The 14,967-nt window shown below is 28.4% G+C and carries 15 protein-coding genes; 8 read left to right on the forward strand and 7 right to left on the reverse strand.

Features of this window, described 5'->3' with window-relative positions; all coding sequences use genetic code 11:
• Nucleotides 1-7 precede the first annotated feature (7 nt).
• From Q4E08_RS01255 to Q4E08_RS01265, 3 genes are all read left to right on the forward strand, one after another.
• Entirely contained in the window at nucleotides 8-937 is a 930-nt protein-coding gene (locus Q4E08_RS01255; RefSeq protein WP_303127462.1) for a TIGR01212 family radical SAM protein, read from the forward strand.
• Between the two features lie 69 nt (nucleotides 938-1,006).
• Nucleotides 1,007-1,720, forward strand: coding sequence for a 2-phosphosulfolactate phosphatase family protein (locus Q4E08_RS01260; RefSeq protein ID WP_303127316.1), 714 nt, complete (start codon nucleotides 1,007-1,009; stop codon nucleotides 1,718-1,720).
• A 42-nt stretch (nucleotides 1,721-1,762) separates the two neighbouring features.
• A complete protein-coding gene (locus Q4E08_RS01265) occupies nucleotides 1,763-2,329 on the forward strand; it encodes a DUF1643 domain-containing protein (RefSeq protein WP_303127318.1) in 567 nt (188 codons plus the stop codon).
• Between the two features lie 44 nt (nucleotides 2,330-2,373).
• Here Q4E08_RS01265 and rbr read toward each other — a convergent pair whose 3' ends face one another.
• Both rbr and Q4E08_RS01275 read right to left on the reverse strand, forming a co-directional pair.
• The gene (rbr, locus tag Q4E08_RS01270) at nucleotides 2,374-2,964 is read right to left on the reverse strand and encodes a rubrerythrin (protein WP_303127464.1); all 591 of its coding nucleotides are present in this window, start codon (nucleotides 2,962-2,964) and stop codon (nucleotides 2,374-2,376) included.
• Nucleotides 2,965-3,163: 199 nt separating this feature from the next.
• Nucleotides 3,164-4,342, reverse strand: coding sequence for a class I SAM-dependent rRNA methyltransferase (locus tag Q4E08_RS01275; RefSeq protein WP_303127319.1), 1,179 nt, complete (start codon nucleotides 4,340-4,342; stop codon nucleotides 3,164-3,166).
• A 147-nt stretch (nucleotides 4,343-4,489) separates the two neighbouring features.
• Here Q4E08_RS01275 and Q4E08_RS01280 point away from each other — a divergent pair, with 147 nt between their 5' ends.
• On the forward strand, nucleotides 4,490-5,725 hold the full coding sequence (locus Q4E08_RS01280) for an NAD(P)-dependent oxidoreductase (RefSeq protein ID WP_303127321.1): 1,236 nt from the start codon (nucleotides 4,490-4,492) through the stop codon (nucleotides 5,723-5,725).
• A gap of 49 nt (nucleotides 5,726-5,774) precedes the next feature.
• Here the strand turns inward: Q4E08_RS01280 and Q4E08_RS01285 are convergent, their stop codons facing one another.
• From Q4E08_RS01285 to yedE, 5 genes are all read right to left on the reverse strand, one after another.
• Entirely contained in the window at nucleotides 5,775-5,918 is a 144-nt protein-coding gene (locus tag Q4E08_RS01285) for a hypothetical protein (RefSeq protein ID WP_303127322.1), read from the reverse strand.
• A gap of 63 nt (nucleotides 5,919-5,981) precedes the next feature.
• The gene (locus tag Q4E08_RS01290) at nucleotides 5,982-6,209 is read right to left on the reverse strand and encodes a bacterioferritin-associated ferredoxin (protein WP_303127324.1); all 228 of its coding nucleotides are present in this window, start codon (nucleotides 6,207-6,209) and stop codon (nucleotides 5,982-5,984) included.
• A gap of 193 nt (nucleotides 6,210-6,402) precedes the next feature.
• The gene (locus Q4E08_RS01295; RefSeq protein ID WP_303127326.1) at nucleotides 6,403-6,681 is read right to left on the reverse strand and encodes a DUF3343 domain-containing protein; all 279 of its coding nucleotides are present in this window, start codon (nucleotides 6,679-6,681) and stop codon (nucleotides 6,403-6,405) included.
• Complete coding sequence (locus tag Q4E08_RS01300) at nucleotides 6,662-6,865, reverse strand: sulfurtransferase TusA family protein (RefSeq protein WP_303127328.1); 204 nt, start codon at nucleotides 6,863-6,865, stop codon at nucleotides 6,662-6,664. Before Q4E08_RS01300 ends, Q4E08_RS01295 begins: the two co-directional genes overlap by 20 nt.
• Before the next feature lie 10 nt (nucleotides 6,866-6,875).
• Nucleotides 6,876-7,943: a YedE family putative selenium transporter gene (yedE, locus tag Q4E08_RS01305; protein WP_303127330.1), complete on the reverse strand. Its 1,068-nt coding sequence runs from the start codon at nucleotides 7,941-7,943 to the stop codon at nucleotides 6,876-6,878.
• Between the two features lie 184 nt (nucleotides 7,944-8,127).
• On the opposite strand from yedE, the gene Q4E08_RS01310 reads away from it, so the two are divergent.
• The 4 genes from Q4E08_RS01310 (at nucleotide 8,128) to Q4E08_RS01325 (ending at nucleotide 14,931) form a co-directional block, all read left to right on the forward strand.
• The gene (locus tag Q4E08_RS01310; protein ID WP_303127332.1) at nucleotides 8,128-9,297 is read left to right on the forward strand and encodes an aminotransferase class V-fold PLP-dependent enzyme; all 1,170 of its coding nucleotides are present in this window, start codon (nucleotides 8,128-8,130) and stop codon (nucleotides 9,295-9,297) included.
• Nucleotides 9,287-10,186 (forward strand): selenium metabolism-associated LysR family transcriptional regulator, encoded by a 900-nt coding sequence (locus Q4E08_RS01315; protein WP_303127334.1) that lies wholly within the window; start codon nucleotides 9,287-9,289, stop codon nucleotides 10,184-10,186. The genes Q4E08_RS01310 and Q4E08_RS01315 overlap by 11 nt, the downstream gene beginning before the upstream one ends.
• Nucleotides 10,187-10,658: 472 nt before the next feature.
• Nucleotides 10,659-13,769: an isoleucine--tRNA ligase gene (ileS, locus tag Q4E08_RS01320; protein WP_303127336.1), complete on the forward strand. Its 3,111-nt coding sequence runs from the start codon at nucleotides 10,659-10,661 to the stop codon at nucleotides 13,767-13,769.
• A 163-nt stretch (nucleotides 13,770-13,932) separates the two neighbouring features.
• Nucleotides 13,933-14,931 carry a LacI family DNA-binding transcriptional regulator gene (locus Q4E08_RS01325; protein ID WP_303127338.1) on the forward strand — a complete coding sequence of 333 codons (999 nt, stop codon included), beginning with the start codon at nucleotides 13,933-13,935 and terminating at the stop codon, nucleotides 14,929-14,931.
• Nucleotides 14,932-14,967: the final 36 nt, after the last annotated feature.

Here is a 14,967-nt window from a genome sequence, read left to right on the forward strand (position 1 = left end):
GGAAATCATTGTGAAAGAATGGAATGGTAAGAGGTATCATAGCTTAAATTATTTTTTAAGAAATAAATTTAATGAAAAAGTATTTAAAATATCATTAGATGGAGGTTTTTCTTGTCCCAATAGAGATGGAACTATAAGTAAAGGTGGATGTCTTTTTTGTAGTGAAAGTGGTTCAGGCGATTATGCTGGAAATAGAGTGTTATCAATAGGAAAACAATTTTGTGATATAAAAGAAATGATGAATAAAAAGTGGAAAGAAGGAAAATATATAGCTTATTTTCAGGCTTTTACTAACACGTATGCTCCAGTTGATGAATTAAGAGAAAAGTATAAGGAAGCAATAAAGCAAGAAGGAGTTGTTGCTCTTGCTATTGCCACTAGACCTGATTGCTTAGGCGAAGATGTTTTAGATCTTTTAGAAGAAATAAATAAGGATGTATATGTTTGGGTAGAACTTGGTCTTCAAACAGTTTCAGATGAAACTGCAAGAAAAATAAATAGAGGATATAAGTTAGATGTATATGAAGATGCAATTTATAGATTAAAGAAAAGAAATATTGATTTTGTAACTCATTGTATATTTGGACTTCCAGGCGAGACTAAAGATGATATGTTAAATACGGTTAAATACATAAGTAAAACTGGATCTAAGGGAATAAAATTTCACTTGTTACATTTAATGAAAAATACTCCTATGGTGAAGTTATACGAAAGAGGAGAATTAGAATTTTTATCACAAGATGATTATATAGATTTAATATGTAAAGGAATATCTATGATTCCAGAAGAAATGGTTGTACATAGACTTACAGGAGATGCTCCAAGGGATCTTTTAATAGGACCAATGTGGAGTCTTAAGAAGTGGGAAGTTTTAAATGCCATAGATAAAGCATTAGTTGATAATGAAATATATCAAGGTAAAGATTTTGAAAAGTAATAAAAAATAGCAAGAAAGCCCAAAGGGCTTTTTTGCATTGTTAAAATAAAAGTGAGGATGGAAATAAATATGAATATAGATGTTATTATTTCAGCAGATAATATAGACGAAAGTAAGGTTAAAGATAAGGTGGTAATTGTTATTGATATGTTAAGAGCAACTACTGTAATAACTACAGCATTTATGAATGGATGTAGAGAAGTTATACCATGCCTTACAGTTGATGATGCGTTAAATGAAGGAAAAAAATTTAATAGAGATGAGTTTGTTTTAGGTGGAGAAAGACGAGCTATGAAAATAGAAGGATTTGATTTATCTAATTCTCCATTAGAATATACAGAAGGTGTTGTTAAAGATAAAACAGTTATAATAACAACGACAAATGGAACTAGAGCATTAACTGAATGTAAGAGTGCAAAAAGAATTTTTGTAGCTTCTGTAATAAATGGAGGTGCAGTTGCTAGAAAACTTATGGAAATTGGGGAAGATGTTACAATAATTAATGCAGGAACAAATGGGGAATTTTCAATGGATGATTTTATATGTGGTGGTTATATAATAAATGAAATGATGAGTATAAATGAAAATTTATATTTAACTGATGTAGCAAAAACAGCTAATTATATTTATGAAAATAATAAAAGTTTTCAAAATTTTATAAAGGATGCAAGACATTATGGTGTAATGAAACAATTAGGATTAATTGAAGATGTAGAATATGCTATGAAAAAAAATATTACTGATATTGTACCAGAATATATAGATGGTCATATTATACAGTAAATTAAGTATTAATTTACAAAGTAATTAAATAAGGGGAAAGGCATGGGTAGGGATAGTTTTCCTAAATTTTTTAAAAAGAAAAATATAAATATAATTGAAGACTCTTCAGAAGAAAATTGTTACAAAATAGAAGTTGAATTATCAGATAGTGGTTCAAATATTCTTATAATATCAAGTTATCCTAAAAAGGCAAACTCAAGAATCTGTATAAGATTTTTAAGAAGAATAATAAGCTTTATTAATGATAAGCATTTTGATTATTTTGAAAAGGGAATAAAAAGTATTTCTATAGTTAATTTATTTTCTTCATATGAAAATAATTTAAATAAAGAAGGATACTTAGATAGTATAAATAAAAATGACGAAGTAATAAGGACATGTATTTCTGATAGCGATGTAATAATTGCAGCTTGGGGAGAGCCTTTAAAAATTGATAAAAAGGTTTACAGAGAAAGGATAACAGATATTTTAGAATTAATAAGAGATGATTTTCTAAATAGCAATATAAAAAAGTTATTCTTAAAGGTAGGAAAGTCAACTAAGCTTGGATATCCAAAACATTGTTTTGCTTGGGATTCTGATGATGAATTAAATAACTTTTTTAATTAAAAAAAGCCATTAGGGAAATTTCTCTAATGGCTTTTATATTTATTTTAGTAGTTTTCAACAAATAATTCAAAGAATTCTTGTGGATGTAAGCAAGCTGGACATTTTAATGGAGCTTCAGCACCTTCAAATATGAAGCCACAATTTCCGCATTTCCATAATGTATCTTTAGATTCTCTCTTAAATACAATACCTTGATCTATATTTGCAGCTAATTTTCTATATCTCATTTCATGAGCGATTTCAGCTTTAGCAATCATTCTAAATGCAGTGGCAATTTCAGGGAACCCTTCTTCATCAGCTATTTTAGCAAATGTAGGATAAAGGTTTGAATTTTCATCATGTTCCCCTTCTGCTGCATATATTAAGTTTGTCTTAGTATCAGTAGGTAATTCTACTGGATAAGCTGCATTTATTTCAATTCCTTCACCTTGGAAGTCATCTTTTAAAAATTTATAGAATCTTTTAGCATGTTCTTTTTCATTTTCAGCAGTTTCCATAAATATATTTGAAATTTGACGATATCCTTCTTTTAATGCAGCACTAGCAAAATAAGTATATCTTGTTCTTGCTTGACATTCTCCTGCAAAAGATTTCATTAAATTTTCAGCTGTTTTAGTACCTTTTAAACTTTTCATCATAAACTCCTCCTAAGATTAAATCAAATATTTATGTCGGATAATTATTATTCGTTAATCATTAATTTTATTATATATCTATCTATATTTATATTCAATATTTGGGAGGTTAACAATTAAAGTTTAAATTTAACAAATTAAATATTTAAAAGAAAATATATTAACAATTTGTACAGCCTTTTAATTCATTAATATAAATTTAAATAACTTGGAATACGAAAAATTTTAGGTAATATGATTCATCTGAATTCCAAAGTATTGGGTGATCTGATGATTGAGTTCTAAATTCTATTTGTCTTAATGTTCTGTGAGCATCATGGGCTGCATCTGCTATGGTAGTTTTAAGAAGTTCTTCAGACATATAATGAGAACATGAACAAGTTACAAAATAACCGCCTTCTTTAACCATTTTAAGACCTCTAAGATTTATCTCCTTATATCCTCTTTTTGCTCCATTTATAGTATTTCTTGATTTAGTAAATGCAGGTGGATCAAGTATTACAACATCAAATTTTTTACCTTCTTTTGACCATGAAGGTAATACATCAAAAGCATTATGACATTCAAATTTTACTGTATCTTGAAGATTATTAAGCTCTGCATTTTTAGTTGCACAATCAACAGCGTGTTGTGAAACATCTATACCAAGAACTGATTTAGCACCGGCTATTCCAGCATTAAGGGCAAATGATCCAGTATGAGTAAAGCAGTCTAAAACATCCTTGCCCTTGCAAATTCTATGTATTGCTGCTCTATTTTCTTTTTGATCTAAAAAGAAACCTGTTTTTTGTCCGTTTTCTAAATCAACAATATATTTAACTCCATTTTCAATAATTTGAACATTTGTATCAAAAGGTTCTGTTAAAAATCCTTTTGTTTGTTCAAGTCCTTCAATCTCTCTAGTTTTAAGGTCACTTCTTTCATAAACTCCTTTAGCACCATATTCTTCAATTAATATTTTAACGATAACGTCTCTATATTTATCCATACCTAAAGTAGAAATTTGAATAACGTAATAATCTTCAAATTTATCTATAGTAAGACCAGGAAGAAAATCTGCTTCACCAAATATAAATCTACATGAAGAAGTATCAATTACAGTTTTTCTATAATCCCAAGCGGCTTTAAATCTTTTTTTGAAAAAATCTTCGTTTATTTCTTCATTTAAATCTCTTGTCATTATTCTTATTGCAATTTTACTTGCATCATTTATGTAGCCTTTTCCTATGAAATAATGTTTATGATTATAAACTTCAACAATATCTCCATTTTTATATTCTCCATCATATTCTTTTATTTCATCTGTATATATCCAAGGTCTACCTTGCTCAGCTTTTGCCTTTTTGCTTAATTTATGTAAATAGAATTTACTAGCCATTTATATTAGCTCCCTTCAAAATAATTCTTTAAAGATTATAACATAACTTTTTTATAGATAATGTAATAAAATCACTTGTTTTTTTCTCATAATGATAATATAGTATAAAAAAGATTTAAAAAAGATTAACTTTTTTGGGAGGACGTCATGAATTTATTTTTAAAAGAAGAAGCAAATAGATGTTTGTTATGTAAAAAACCTAGATGTAAAGAATTTTGTCCTATAAGTACGCCTATTCCTGAAATTATAGAACTTTATAGGGAAGAAAGATTTAATGAAGCTGGAAAGATTTTATTTGAAAACAATCCATTATCAGCTATATGTGCCATAGTTTGCCCTCATGAAGATCAGTGTGCAGGAAATTGTATAAGAGGAATAAAAAGTGAACCAATTCCTTTCTATGAAATAGAAGAAGAAATATCAAAAAATTATTTAAATAATATAAAATTAGATAAAATTAATGGGACTAAAGATAGAATTGCTATAATTGGTGGAGGACCAGCGGGAATAACAATAGCTTTTACTTTAGCTGAAAGGGGTTTTAAAGTTACTATATTTGAAGCTCATGAAAAAATAGGTGGAGTATTAAGATATGGTATACCAGAATATAGACTACCGAATTCATTAGTTGATAAATATGAAGAAAAATTAGTAGAACTTGGTGTGAAAATAAGACCTAATATAATGATAGGACCAGTTATAACTTTAGATAGATTATTTGAAGACGGATATAAAGCTGTATTTATTGGAACTGGTGTATGGAATGCTAAAAAGTTAAATATAAAAGGTGAAACTTTAGGAAATGTTCATTATGCAATTGATTATTTAAAAGCACCAGATGTTTATAACTTAGGAGATACAGTTTGTGTTATAGGAGCTGGAAATGTGGCTATGGATGCTGCAAGAACAGCAAAGAGAAATGGTGCAAAAAATGTGTACATAGTTTATAGAAAGCATTTTGATCAAATGACAGCAACTAAAAAGGAAATAGAAGAAGCTAAAGAAGATGGAGTAGAGTTTAAATTATTTAGAGCTCCAGTTGAAATATTAGAAGATGGAATTAAATTTGTTAAAACTGAAAATGTAGAAGTAGATGGAAAAATTCAAACAAGAACTTTAGATGGACAAGAAGAATTCATATCATGTGATTCAACAATAGTTGCTATAAGTCAAGAACCAAGATCAGTCATAGTTTCAAGTACAACTAAGTTAGAAACTAATAAATGGGGACTTGTAATAACAGATGAAGAAGGACATACAACAAGAAAGGGTGTCTTTGCTTCAGGGGATGTTGTTACAGGTGCTAAAACAGTAGTTCAAGCAGTTTCACATGCTAAAATAGTTGCAAATGCTATAGAAAAATATTGTGAAGAAAATAAATAGTAATTATATAACAAAATAAGCCATAACAAAAAGTTATGGCTTATTTTTATTATTTCATTGGGTTTTTGTTAGTTGAAGTCCATTGGTTATTTCCCTCTGTTTTAGGTTCTCTTTTAGATGCGGGAACACCATTAACTTCTACTGGAGTTGATATCCATTGATTGTTTACGGCACTTTTAGGTTGTTTAGGCATAAGTAATTCCTCCTTTCCTAACACTAATAGTTTTAGCAATAGGAAAGATTTAATTCGAGGAATTTATTTGTATTCGCCTTCATTATATTTGTCTATTAATTCTTGTATTTTAAATACACACCTAGCACCACCACAACATCCTGTTCCGGCACCAGTTGCTTCTTTAACTTCAGATATAGACTTAGCTCCATTTCTTATTGCATCTTTAATTGTTGCTCTATTTATAGCCTTACATACACAAACTTTAGTTAATTTATCCATTATTTCAGGTTTAACATTATTATTTTCCATAGCATACTCCTTTCCATAGTTTATTTATAAGTTAAAATTAAGTTAGTAATTTATTTTTATTTGATTGAATCTATACAATTAAATTTAAACATTAATACAATTAAAAATCAATAGTAAATAATAAGAATTATTTATTAGTTTTCGGTTTATAATAAAATAAGAATTACTTAAACTTAAGCAATTCTTATTTTATTTAAATATTTTCAGCTTTATATATAGTTTTATATTTTTTATCAATTAATTGAACTATTTGTTCAATTTCATCATTATGCTTTAAATTATCACAACATAAGTATTCTTTTTTAAATTTAACACAAGTTCCACAAGATGAACTTAAATCTCTTGGAACAGGCATTATTATCATTTCTAAAAATTCTTTTTCATAAATTTTTTTAAACCTTATTGCTCCAAAATGTGAAAAGAATGTAGCTATATATGTATTTGTATTACATTTAGTTTTTTCTAAGTTCAATTTTATACTCTCCATTATTTTCTTCGTAAAATACTTTATAATTTTTAGAATTAGCAAAACGAGTTATATTTTCAAGAGCAGGTTGACAATCAACAAGTATAGTATAATTATCTTCATTTGATTGTAGAGCTTTTTTTAATATAAGAACTGGTTCTGGACATGAGCGTCCTCTTGCATCAATCATAATTACCCTCCTAAGCTTTTTGTTTTTTTGTATTATAAATTGCAATTATAAGCATTATTATAAATCCAATTATTACAGCTAACTTACCATTTAATGTAGGTCCTTTTGCTGAAGATGCTAAAGCAAAATTATGAGCAAAAGCTGCACCTACTATTAAACCGATTACAGTTATGGCTGAATCTGTATTACCTTCACCTGTTAATATAAGTTGTCTAAGTGGACATCCACCTAAAAGAACAGAACCGAAACCTGTTAAAACCATCCCTAGCATATTCCAAAGGCCATCGGTATGTGCAACTGGTTGACCTGTAAAACCTGGATTAAAACCACCAACAATTAAGCTCATAACAAAAGCAGATATCAATATAGAAATAAATCCATATAGCATATTCCATTGACCAAATAGGACTAAATCTCTAATACCACCAACCATACAAAGTCTAGTTCTTTGTGCTAGAATTCCTACAATAACTCCTGCTGTAAGAGAAATTAAAATAGCGGCATGTTTTGCTCCAGGACCTTTACCAGCAGGTGTAAATAAAATAAATGTTGGAGCGGCTATAAGAAGTATTAAAAGAACAATTTGAACAATTGGAACTATTGAACCTTCAAGAGGTGTTAATTTATAAGTTCTTTTTAAAGAATATCCTTTGTTTAAGAAATAAATTCCTAAAAGAATTCCAAGAATAAGACCTATAAGACCAAAGATTGCATTTAAGTCACCACCTGCAATACGAAGAATCATTCTAAAAGGACAACCTAAAAACATTAAACAACCAATCATAATAAAAAATCCTAATATAAATCTAGTAATTGGTGAAGAGCCACCTCTTGGTAAAAACTCTTTTTTAGTAAGTGAAATAATAAAAGCACCTAAAACTAATCCTATAATTTCTGGTCTTATATATTGAACGGCTTCTGCTCTATGCAAGCCAAGGGCCCCAGCGGTATCTCTTAAAAAACATGCAATACAAAATCCCATATTTGCTGGATTTCCCATTAATACTAGTGATACAGCAATTAATCCTATAATAATTCCTGCTAAAATAATACGTAATTTTTCATTTTTTAAATTCATAGTTATATCCCCCTTATAATAGAAATTTTAACATGGTTTTACAAAAATGAATAATTCATTAATTCAATAATTATATTACTTTTATTGATTTTATCTATAAATATTTCGACAAAATTAAAATTTTAAATTATAATATTTATAATAATTTACATTAAAGGATATATTATGGAAAAGGGAGAATTTTATGAGAATTAATGAGAAAAATATAATTTATTTTGATAATGCTAGCACATCATTTCCAAAGCCTAATTCTGTATCTAAAGCGATGTTTGATTTTATTAATGAATATGGCATTAATATTAATCGTGGTGGATATAATAAGGCTTATGAAATAGCAGACTTGATTTTTGATACTAGAGAAAATATAGCAAAAATGTTTAATTTTAATGATTGTAAAAATGTAATTTTTACATCAAATATTACTACAAGTTTAAATTTTATTTTAAAGGGATATTTAAAAAAAGGAGATCATGTATTAGTTTCTTCAATGGAACATAATGCAGTTATGAGACCTTTAATACAACTATCATCACAAGGAGTTATGTTTGATAGAATTCCTTGTAATGATAAAGGGGAAATTCTTTTAGATAAAGTAAAACCTCTTATAAAAAATAATACTAAAGCGATTATAATTACACACGCATCAAATGTATGTGGTACATTACTTCCTATAAAAGAAATAGGAGAAATATGCAAAGAAAATAATCTTAAGTTTTTTGTTGACTCTGCCCAAACAGCAGGAGTTTTTGATATAGATATGAAAAAAATGAATATAGATATTTTAGCTTTTACAGGACATAAAGGATTGCTAGGACCACAAGGAATTGGTGGATTTATTACAACTGATTTTATGGCTGATAAGCTGACTCCATTAATAAGTGGTGGGACAGGTAGCGCTTCTCATAGTGAAGATATACCAAACTTTCTTCCTGATAAATTTGAATCAGGAACATTAAATATTCCAGGTATTTTAGGACTTAATGCTGGAATTAATTATTTAAATAAAATAGGTATAGATAAAATTAGAGATAAAGAACTTAAACTTACAGATAAGTTTATTAAAGAGATTAAGAGTATTGATAAAGTTAGAATTATAGGAAAAAGTTGCATAAATGGACGAGCTGCTGTTGTTTCTATTCAACCAATTGAAAAAGACCCAGCTCTTATATCACATATTTTAGATGAAGATTATGGAATAATGACTCGAGTAGGACTTCATTGTGCTCCAAATGCACATAAAACCTTAGGTACATATCCAACTGGAACTATTCGTTTTTCTTTTAGTCATTTTAATACAGAGGAAGAGATTTATTATGCAATCGATGCTTTAAGGAGGATTGTATATGGAGCTTAAACAACTTGAGGCTTTTGTTACTGTTATTGATTATAATGGTTTTTCAGAGGCTGCAAAACAATTATGTCTTACACAACCAACGATAAGCACGCATATAAAGTCTCTTGAACATGAATTAAATGCGAAACTTATTAGTAGAACAACAAAAAAGATAACTGTAACTAAAGAAGGTGAAAAGCTTTATGATTATGCTGTTAGTATGATGAAGCTTAGACAAAAAATTTTAGATGAATTTACTTCTTCCAAAAACAATATTATTAATATAGGTGCATCTACTATACCGTCATCTTATATATTACCTGAGATATTATGTGAATATAGAAAATTAGAACCTAATACTTCTTTTAATGTATGGCATTCTCATAGTGAAGGAGTTTTAAAGGAACTTTCAAATGGAAATCTTGATATAGGTTTTGTCGGAACAAATACAAATGATAAAGAATTTATATATGATCCTTTTTTTAGTGATGAACTTGTTGTTGCAGTTCCTAATAATCAACATTATGAAAAATTTCTTTATAAAAATTTTGATATAAAAAATTTACTTAAAGAGCCAGTTATTATGAGAGAAAATGGTTCAGGAACTAGAAGGGAAGCTTATAAATTTATAGAGAGTATTGGGATTTCACCAGATTCTTTAAAAATTATAGCTAGTATGAATGATCAAGAAGCTATAAAAAATTCAATAGCAAATGGAATGGGTATTTCAATTGTATCTAGTAAAGTAATATACGATATGGTTAAAACTAAAAAAATAATATCATTACCTATCGGAGAAAAAGAAACTTATAGATATTTGTACATAACATATAAAAAGAATAAAATATTGCCAAAACACATTAAGAAGTTTATAAAATTTATAAAGAAATATTATAATGATACATATTAAATTAATATATAAAGAATAAATCATTAATAATATATTTCAAATATATAGAAATTTACATAATTGACTTTTTAATATGCATAATATATAATGTCTTTAATAAAGACAGTGATTAGGAAAAGTAGTTAATTTTTTTACTTAAAGAGAGTAGTTGGTTGGTGTAAAGCTATAGTAAAAATTAATGAAAATCACCTAGGAGTTGGTGGCCGAACAGTAAATATTACTTATTAAGTTAACACGTAATTCTGCGTTAAAGAATAGAGTATGTTAGTACTTGAATAGTTGATTTCAATTAAAATAGTAAGAGAGAAAACTTATTATTATATTATTGATACTTTATCAATATAATTGATTTTGTAATACCATGGGTGGTATAGCGAGTAATTTACTTCGTCCTATAGTAAGGATGAGGTTTTTTTTATTTATATATAGAAATATTTTAACAAAAAAAGCAATTAGAGAAAGGAGTTTTGACATGTACAAAAAAGTAGAACTTACAAATGGTTTTGTAGGTATGGAAAAAGAAGTAGCTGACCTTTGGAAAGCTAGAAATGTAATTAAAAGAAATTTTGACATGAATCAAGATGGTGAATATTTTACTTTTTATGATGGACCTCCAACAGCAAATGGAAGACCTCATGTAGGACATATTTTAACTAGAGTTATGAAGGATATAATCCCAAGATATAAAGTTATGAAGGGATTTAAAGTTATAAGAAAGGCTGGTTGGGATACTCACGGATTACCAGTTGAGCTTGAAATAGAAAAGAAACTTGGAATTTCAGGTAAAGAGCAAATAGAAGAATACGGAGTAGAAAAATTCGTTAAAGAATGTAAAGAAAGTGTTTTCACATATGTTAACATGTGGGAAAAAATGACTGATAAAATTGGTTACTGGGTTGACATGGAACACCCATATGTAACATATCATAATCCATACATTGAATCAGTATGGTGGGCATTAAAACAAATGTGGGATAAAGATCTTTTATATAAAGGTCATAAAGTTATGCCATATTGTCCAAGATGTGGAACAGGTCTTTCATCACACGAAGTATCACAAGGATATAAAGATGTTAAGGATTTAACTGCAGTTGCTAAATTTAAAGTAGCTGGAGAAGAAAATAAATATATACTAGCTTGGACAACAACTCCTTGGACATTACCTTCAAACGTAGCATTATGTTTAAATAAATCATATGATTATATTGAAGCTAAGGTTGGAGATGAAACGTATATTTTAGCTAAAGAGTTAGCACCAAAAGTACTTGGTGAAGAATTTGAAGTAATTAAAGAATTTAAGGGTGCAGATATTTTAGGAATGAAATATGAGCAATTATTACCATTCCACAAGCCGGAAGGTAAAGCATTTGAAGTAATTCATGGAGATTTTGTAACTCTTACAGATGGTACAGGAATAGTTCACATAGCACCAGCTTATGGTGAAGATGATAACTTAGTTGCTAAAAAGAATAATATGGCATTTATAAATTTAGTTGATGCAGAAGGTAAGTTCGTTGCTGAAGTAACACCTTGGGCTGGAAAATTTGTTAAAAAGTGCGATCAAGCAATTTGTGATTACTTAAAAGAAGAAAATAAATTATTTAAAGCTGAAAAGCATACACACTCATATCCACATTGTTGGAGATGTGATACTCCACTTCTTTACTATCCAAAGGATAGTTGGTTTGTTGCTATGACAACTTTAAGAGATAAGTTATTAGCTAATAACGATAAAATAAATTGGTTACCAGATAATATTAGAACAGGAAGATTTGGTAAGTTCTTAGAAAATGTTATAGACTGGGGTATTTCAAGAGATAGATATTGGGGAACTCCACTTCCAATTTGGGAATGTGAATGCGGACATAGAGAATGTATTGGAAGCATTGCTGAATTAAAGGAAAAAGGAATAGATGTTCCAGAAGATATAGAATTACACAAACCATTTATAGATAGAGTTGAATTAACTTGTAGCCATTGCGGTAAAAAAATGAAGAGAACTCACGAAGTTATTGACTGTTGGTTTGATTCAGGATCAATGCCATTTGCTCAACTTCATTATCCATTTGAGAATAAGGAATTATTTGATCAAAATTTCCCAGCTCAATTTATATCAGAAGCTGTTGACCAAACAAGAGGATGGTTCTATACATTACTTGCAATTTCAACTGCAATATTTGATAGAAATCCATTTGAAAACTGTATAGTTTTAGGTCACGTCCTTGATAAAAAAGGATTAAAGATGAGTAAATCAAAAGGTAATGTTGTAGATCCATTCGATGTACTTGATGCACAAGGTGCAGATGCTACAAGATGGCATTTCTATACTGCAAGTGCACCATGGCTTCCAACTAGATTCTCAATAGATGATGTTGCAGAAGCTTCAAGAAAGTTCTTAAGCACATTATGGAACGTATATTCATTCTATGTACTATATGCTGACTTAGATAAATTTAATCCAACTAAATATGCTGATTTTGAGTCAGATAATGTAATGGATAAATGGATACTTTCAAAATTAAATACATTGATTAAAACTGTTGAGACTGGATTAGACGAATACAATATAACAGGTTCAGCTCTTGCGATTGAAGAGTTTACAGATGAATTATCAAACTGGTATGTAAGAAGAAATAGAGCAAGATTCTGGTCAGCAGAATTAACTGATGATAAGATTGGAGCTTATGTAACATTAAATAAAGTACTTGTTACTTTAGCTAAAGTTGCAGCACCATTTGTTCCATTTATAACAGAAGAAATTTATCAAAACTTAGTTGTTAATATGGATGAAAATGCTCCAGAAAGCATACATTTATGTTCTTGGCCAAAGGCTGATGAATCAGCTATAAATAAAGAACTAGAAAAGGAAATGGATTTAGCTTATACAATAGTTAAGCTTGGAAGAAGTGCAAGAAATGGAGCTAACGTTAAGAATAGACAGCCACTTTCAAAAATACTTGTTTCAACAAAATCACTTCCAGAATATTATGGTGATATTATAGCTAATGAACTTAACATAAAAGAAATTGAGTTTGGAGCAGACCTTTCAAAATATGTTAATTTTGAAATAAAACCTAATTTACCGGTTTTAGGAAGAAAATTTGGTAAATTAATACCTGGAATAAGAAAAGAAATAGCTTCAAGAAATCAAATGGAACTTGCTCAAAAAATCCAAAATGGTGGAGTTGAAGTTATAAATGTAGATGGAACAGAGATACCTTTAGATGCAGAAAGTGTTCTTGTAACTATGCAAGGTTTAGAAGGATTTGCTTTTGCTGGAGAAGGAGATACTGGTGTTGTTCTTGATACTCATATAACTGAAGAGTTAAGAGAAGAAGGTCATGTAAGAGAAATGATTTCAAAAATCCAAAACATGAGAAAAGAAAAAGGATTTGAAGTTGCGGATAATATAAATCTTTATGTTGCAAATAATGATATGTTAATTGATGTAATTAAAAAGTTTGAAGATACTATTAAAAAGGAAACTTTAACAAAAGATATAGTATTTAATGGAGAATTTGATTATACAGAAGTAACTATAAACGGTGAAAAACTAGATATGACTGTAGAAGTTGTAAAATAAAATATTAAAAAAGCTAGAAAGTTAATGCTTTCTAGTTTTTTTTATTTATTAATATATATTTACATAATTTTTAGAGAAACTATAATTAAAGAAGGGGTTTTCTTGAAATAAAGCGAATATATTAGTATAATAAATTATCAAATATGATTAGGAGTGATAAATTATGGCTACTTCTATTAAGGATGTTGCAAGAGAAGCTGGGGTTTCAATTGCTACAGTTTCAAGAGTTTTAAATGACATAGATGTTGTGAATGAAGACACAAAAAAGAAGGTTTTAGATGCTATAAAGAAATTAGGATATAGACCTAATATAGTTGCAAGAAGTTTAAAAACGCAAAGAACAAAAACAATAGGAATATTAATACCTGATATATCAAGTCAATTCTATCCAGAGATAGTAAGAGGAGCTGAAGATGTATCTAATATATATGATTACAATATAATACTTGGAAATTCTGACTTTGATGTAGAGAAGGAAAAAGAATATTTAAGAGTATTAAAAGAAAAGATGGTTGATGGAGTAATCTATATGAGTAGTTCATTACAAGATGAAATTTTAGATTTAATAAATGAGTTAGATTTAAAAACAATTCTTGTTGAAACTAAAGATAAAGAAGGAAAATTACCTAGTGTAACTATTGATAATATAGAAGCTGCATATGATGCAACAAAATATTTAATAAATAAAGATTTAAAAAATATTGCTTTTGTAGGTCTTGATAAAGATGAAATGAATGCATGGAGCGATAGATACATAGGTTATGAAAAAGCTATAACTGAGTCAGGGGAAAAGTTAAATGAAGAATTAATTCATTTATCAGGGCTTAAAGTTAAGTGTGGATATGAAGCGGCTGAAAAGTTTATAAAATCTGATTATAAGGTAGAAGGTATAATATGTGCTACAGATGAGTTAGCAATGGGAGTTATAAACGGATTAAGAGATAATGGAATAAGAGTTCCTGAAGATGTTAGTGTTATGGGATTTAATAATAATTTTGTTGGAGAAATATTCTATCCAAAACTTACAACTATGAATCAACCAAGTTATGATATGGGTTCAGTTGCAATGAGAATGCTAATAAAACTTCTTAACAAACAAGAGTTAGAACAAGCACACTATGTTTTACCACATAACATAATCGAAAGAAATAGTGTAAAATAATATATGATGATTTAAATGAGCTATCAAAAGATAGCT

It is taken from the genome of Clostridium sp., from assembly GCF_030532265.1.
GTDB lineage: Bacteria > Bacillota > Clostridia > Clostridiales > Clostridiaceae > Clostridium.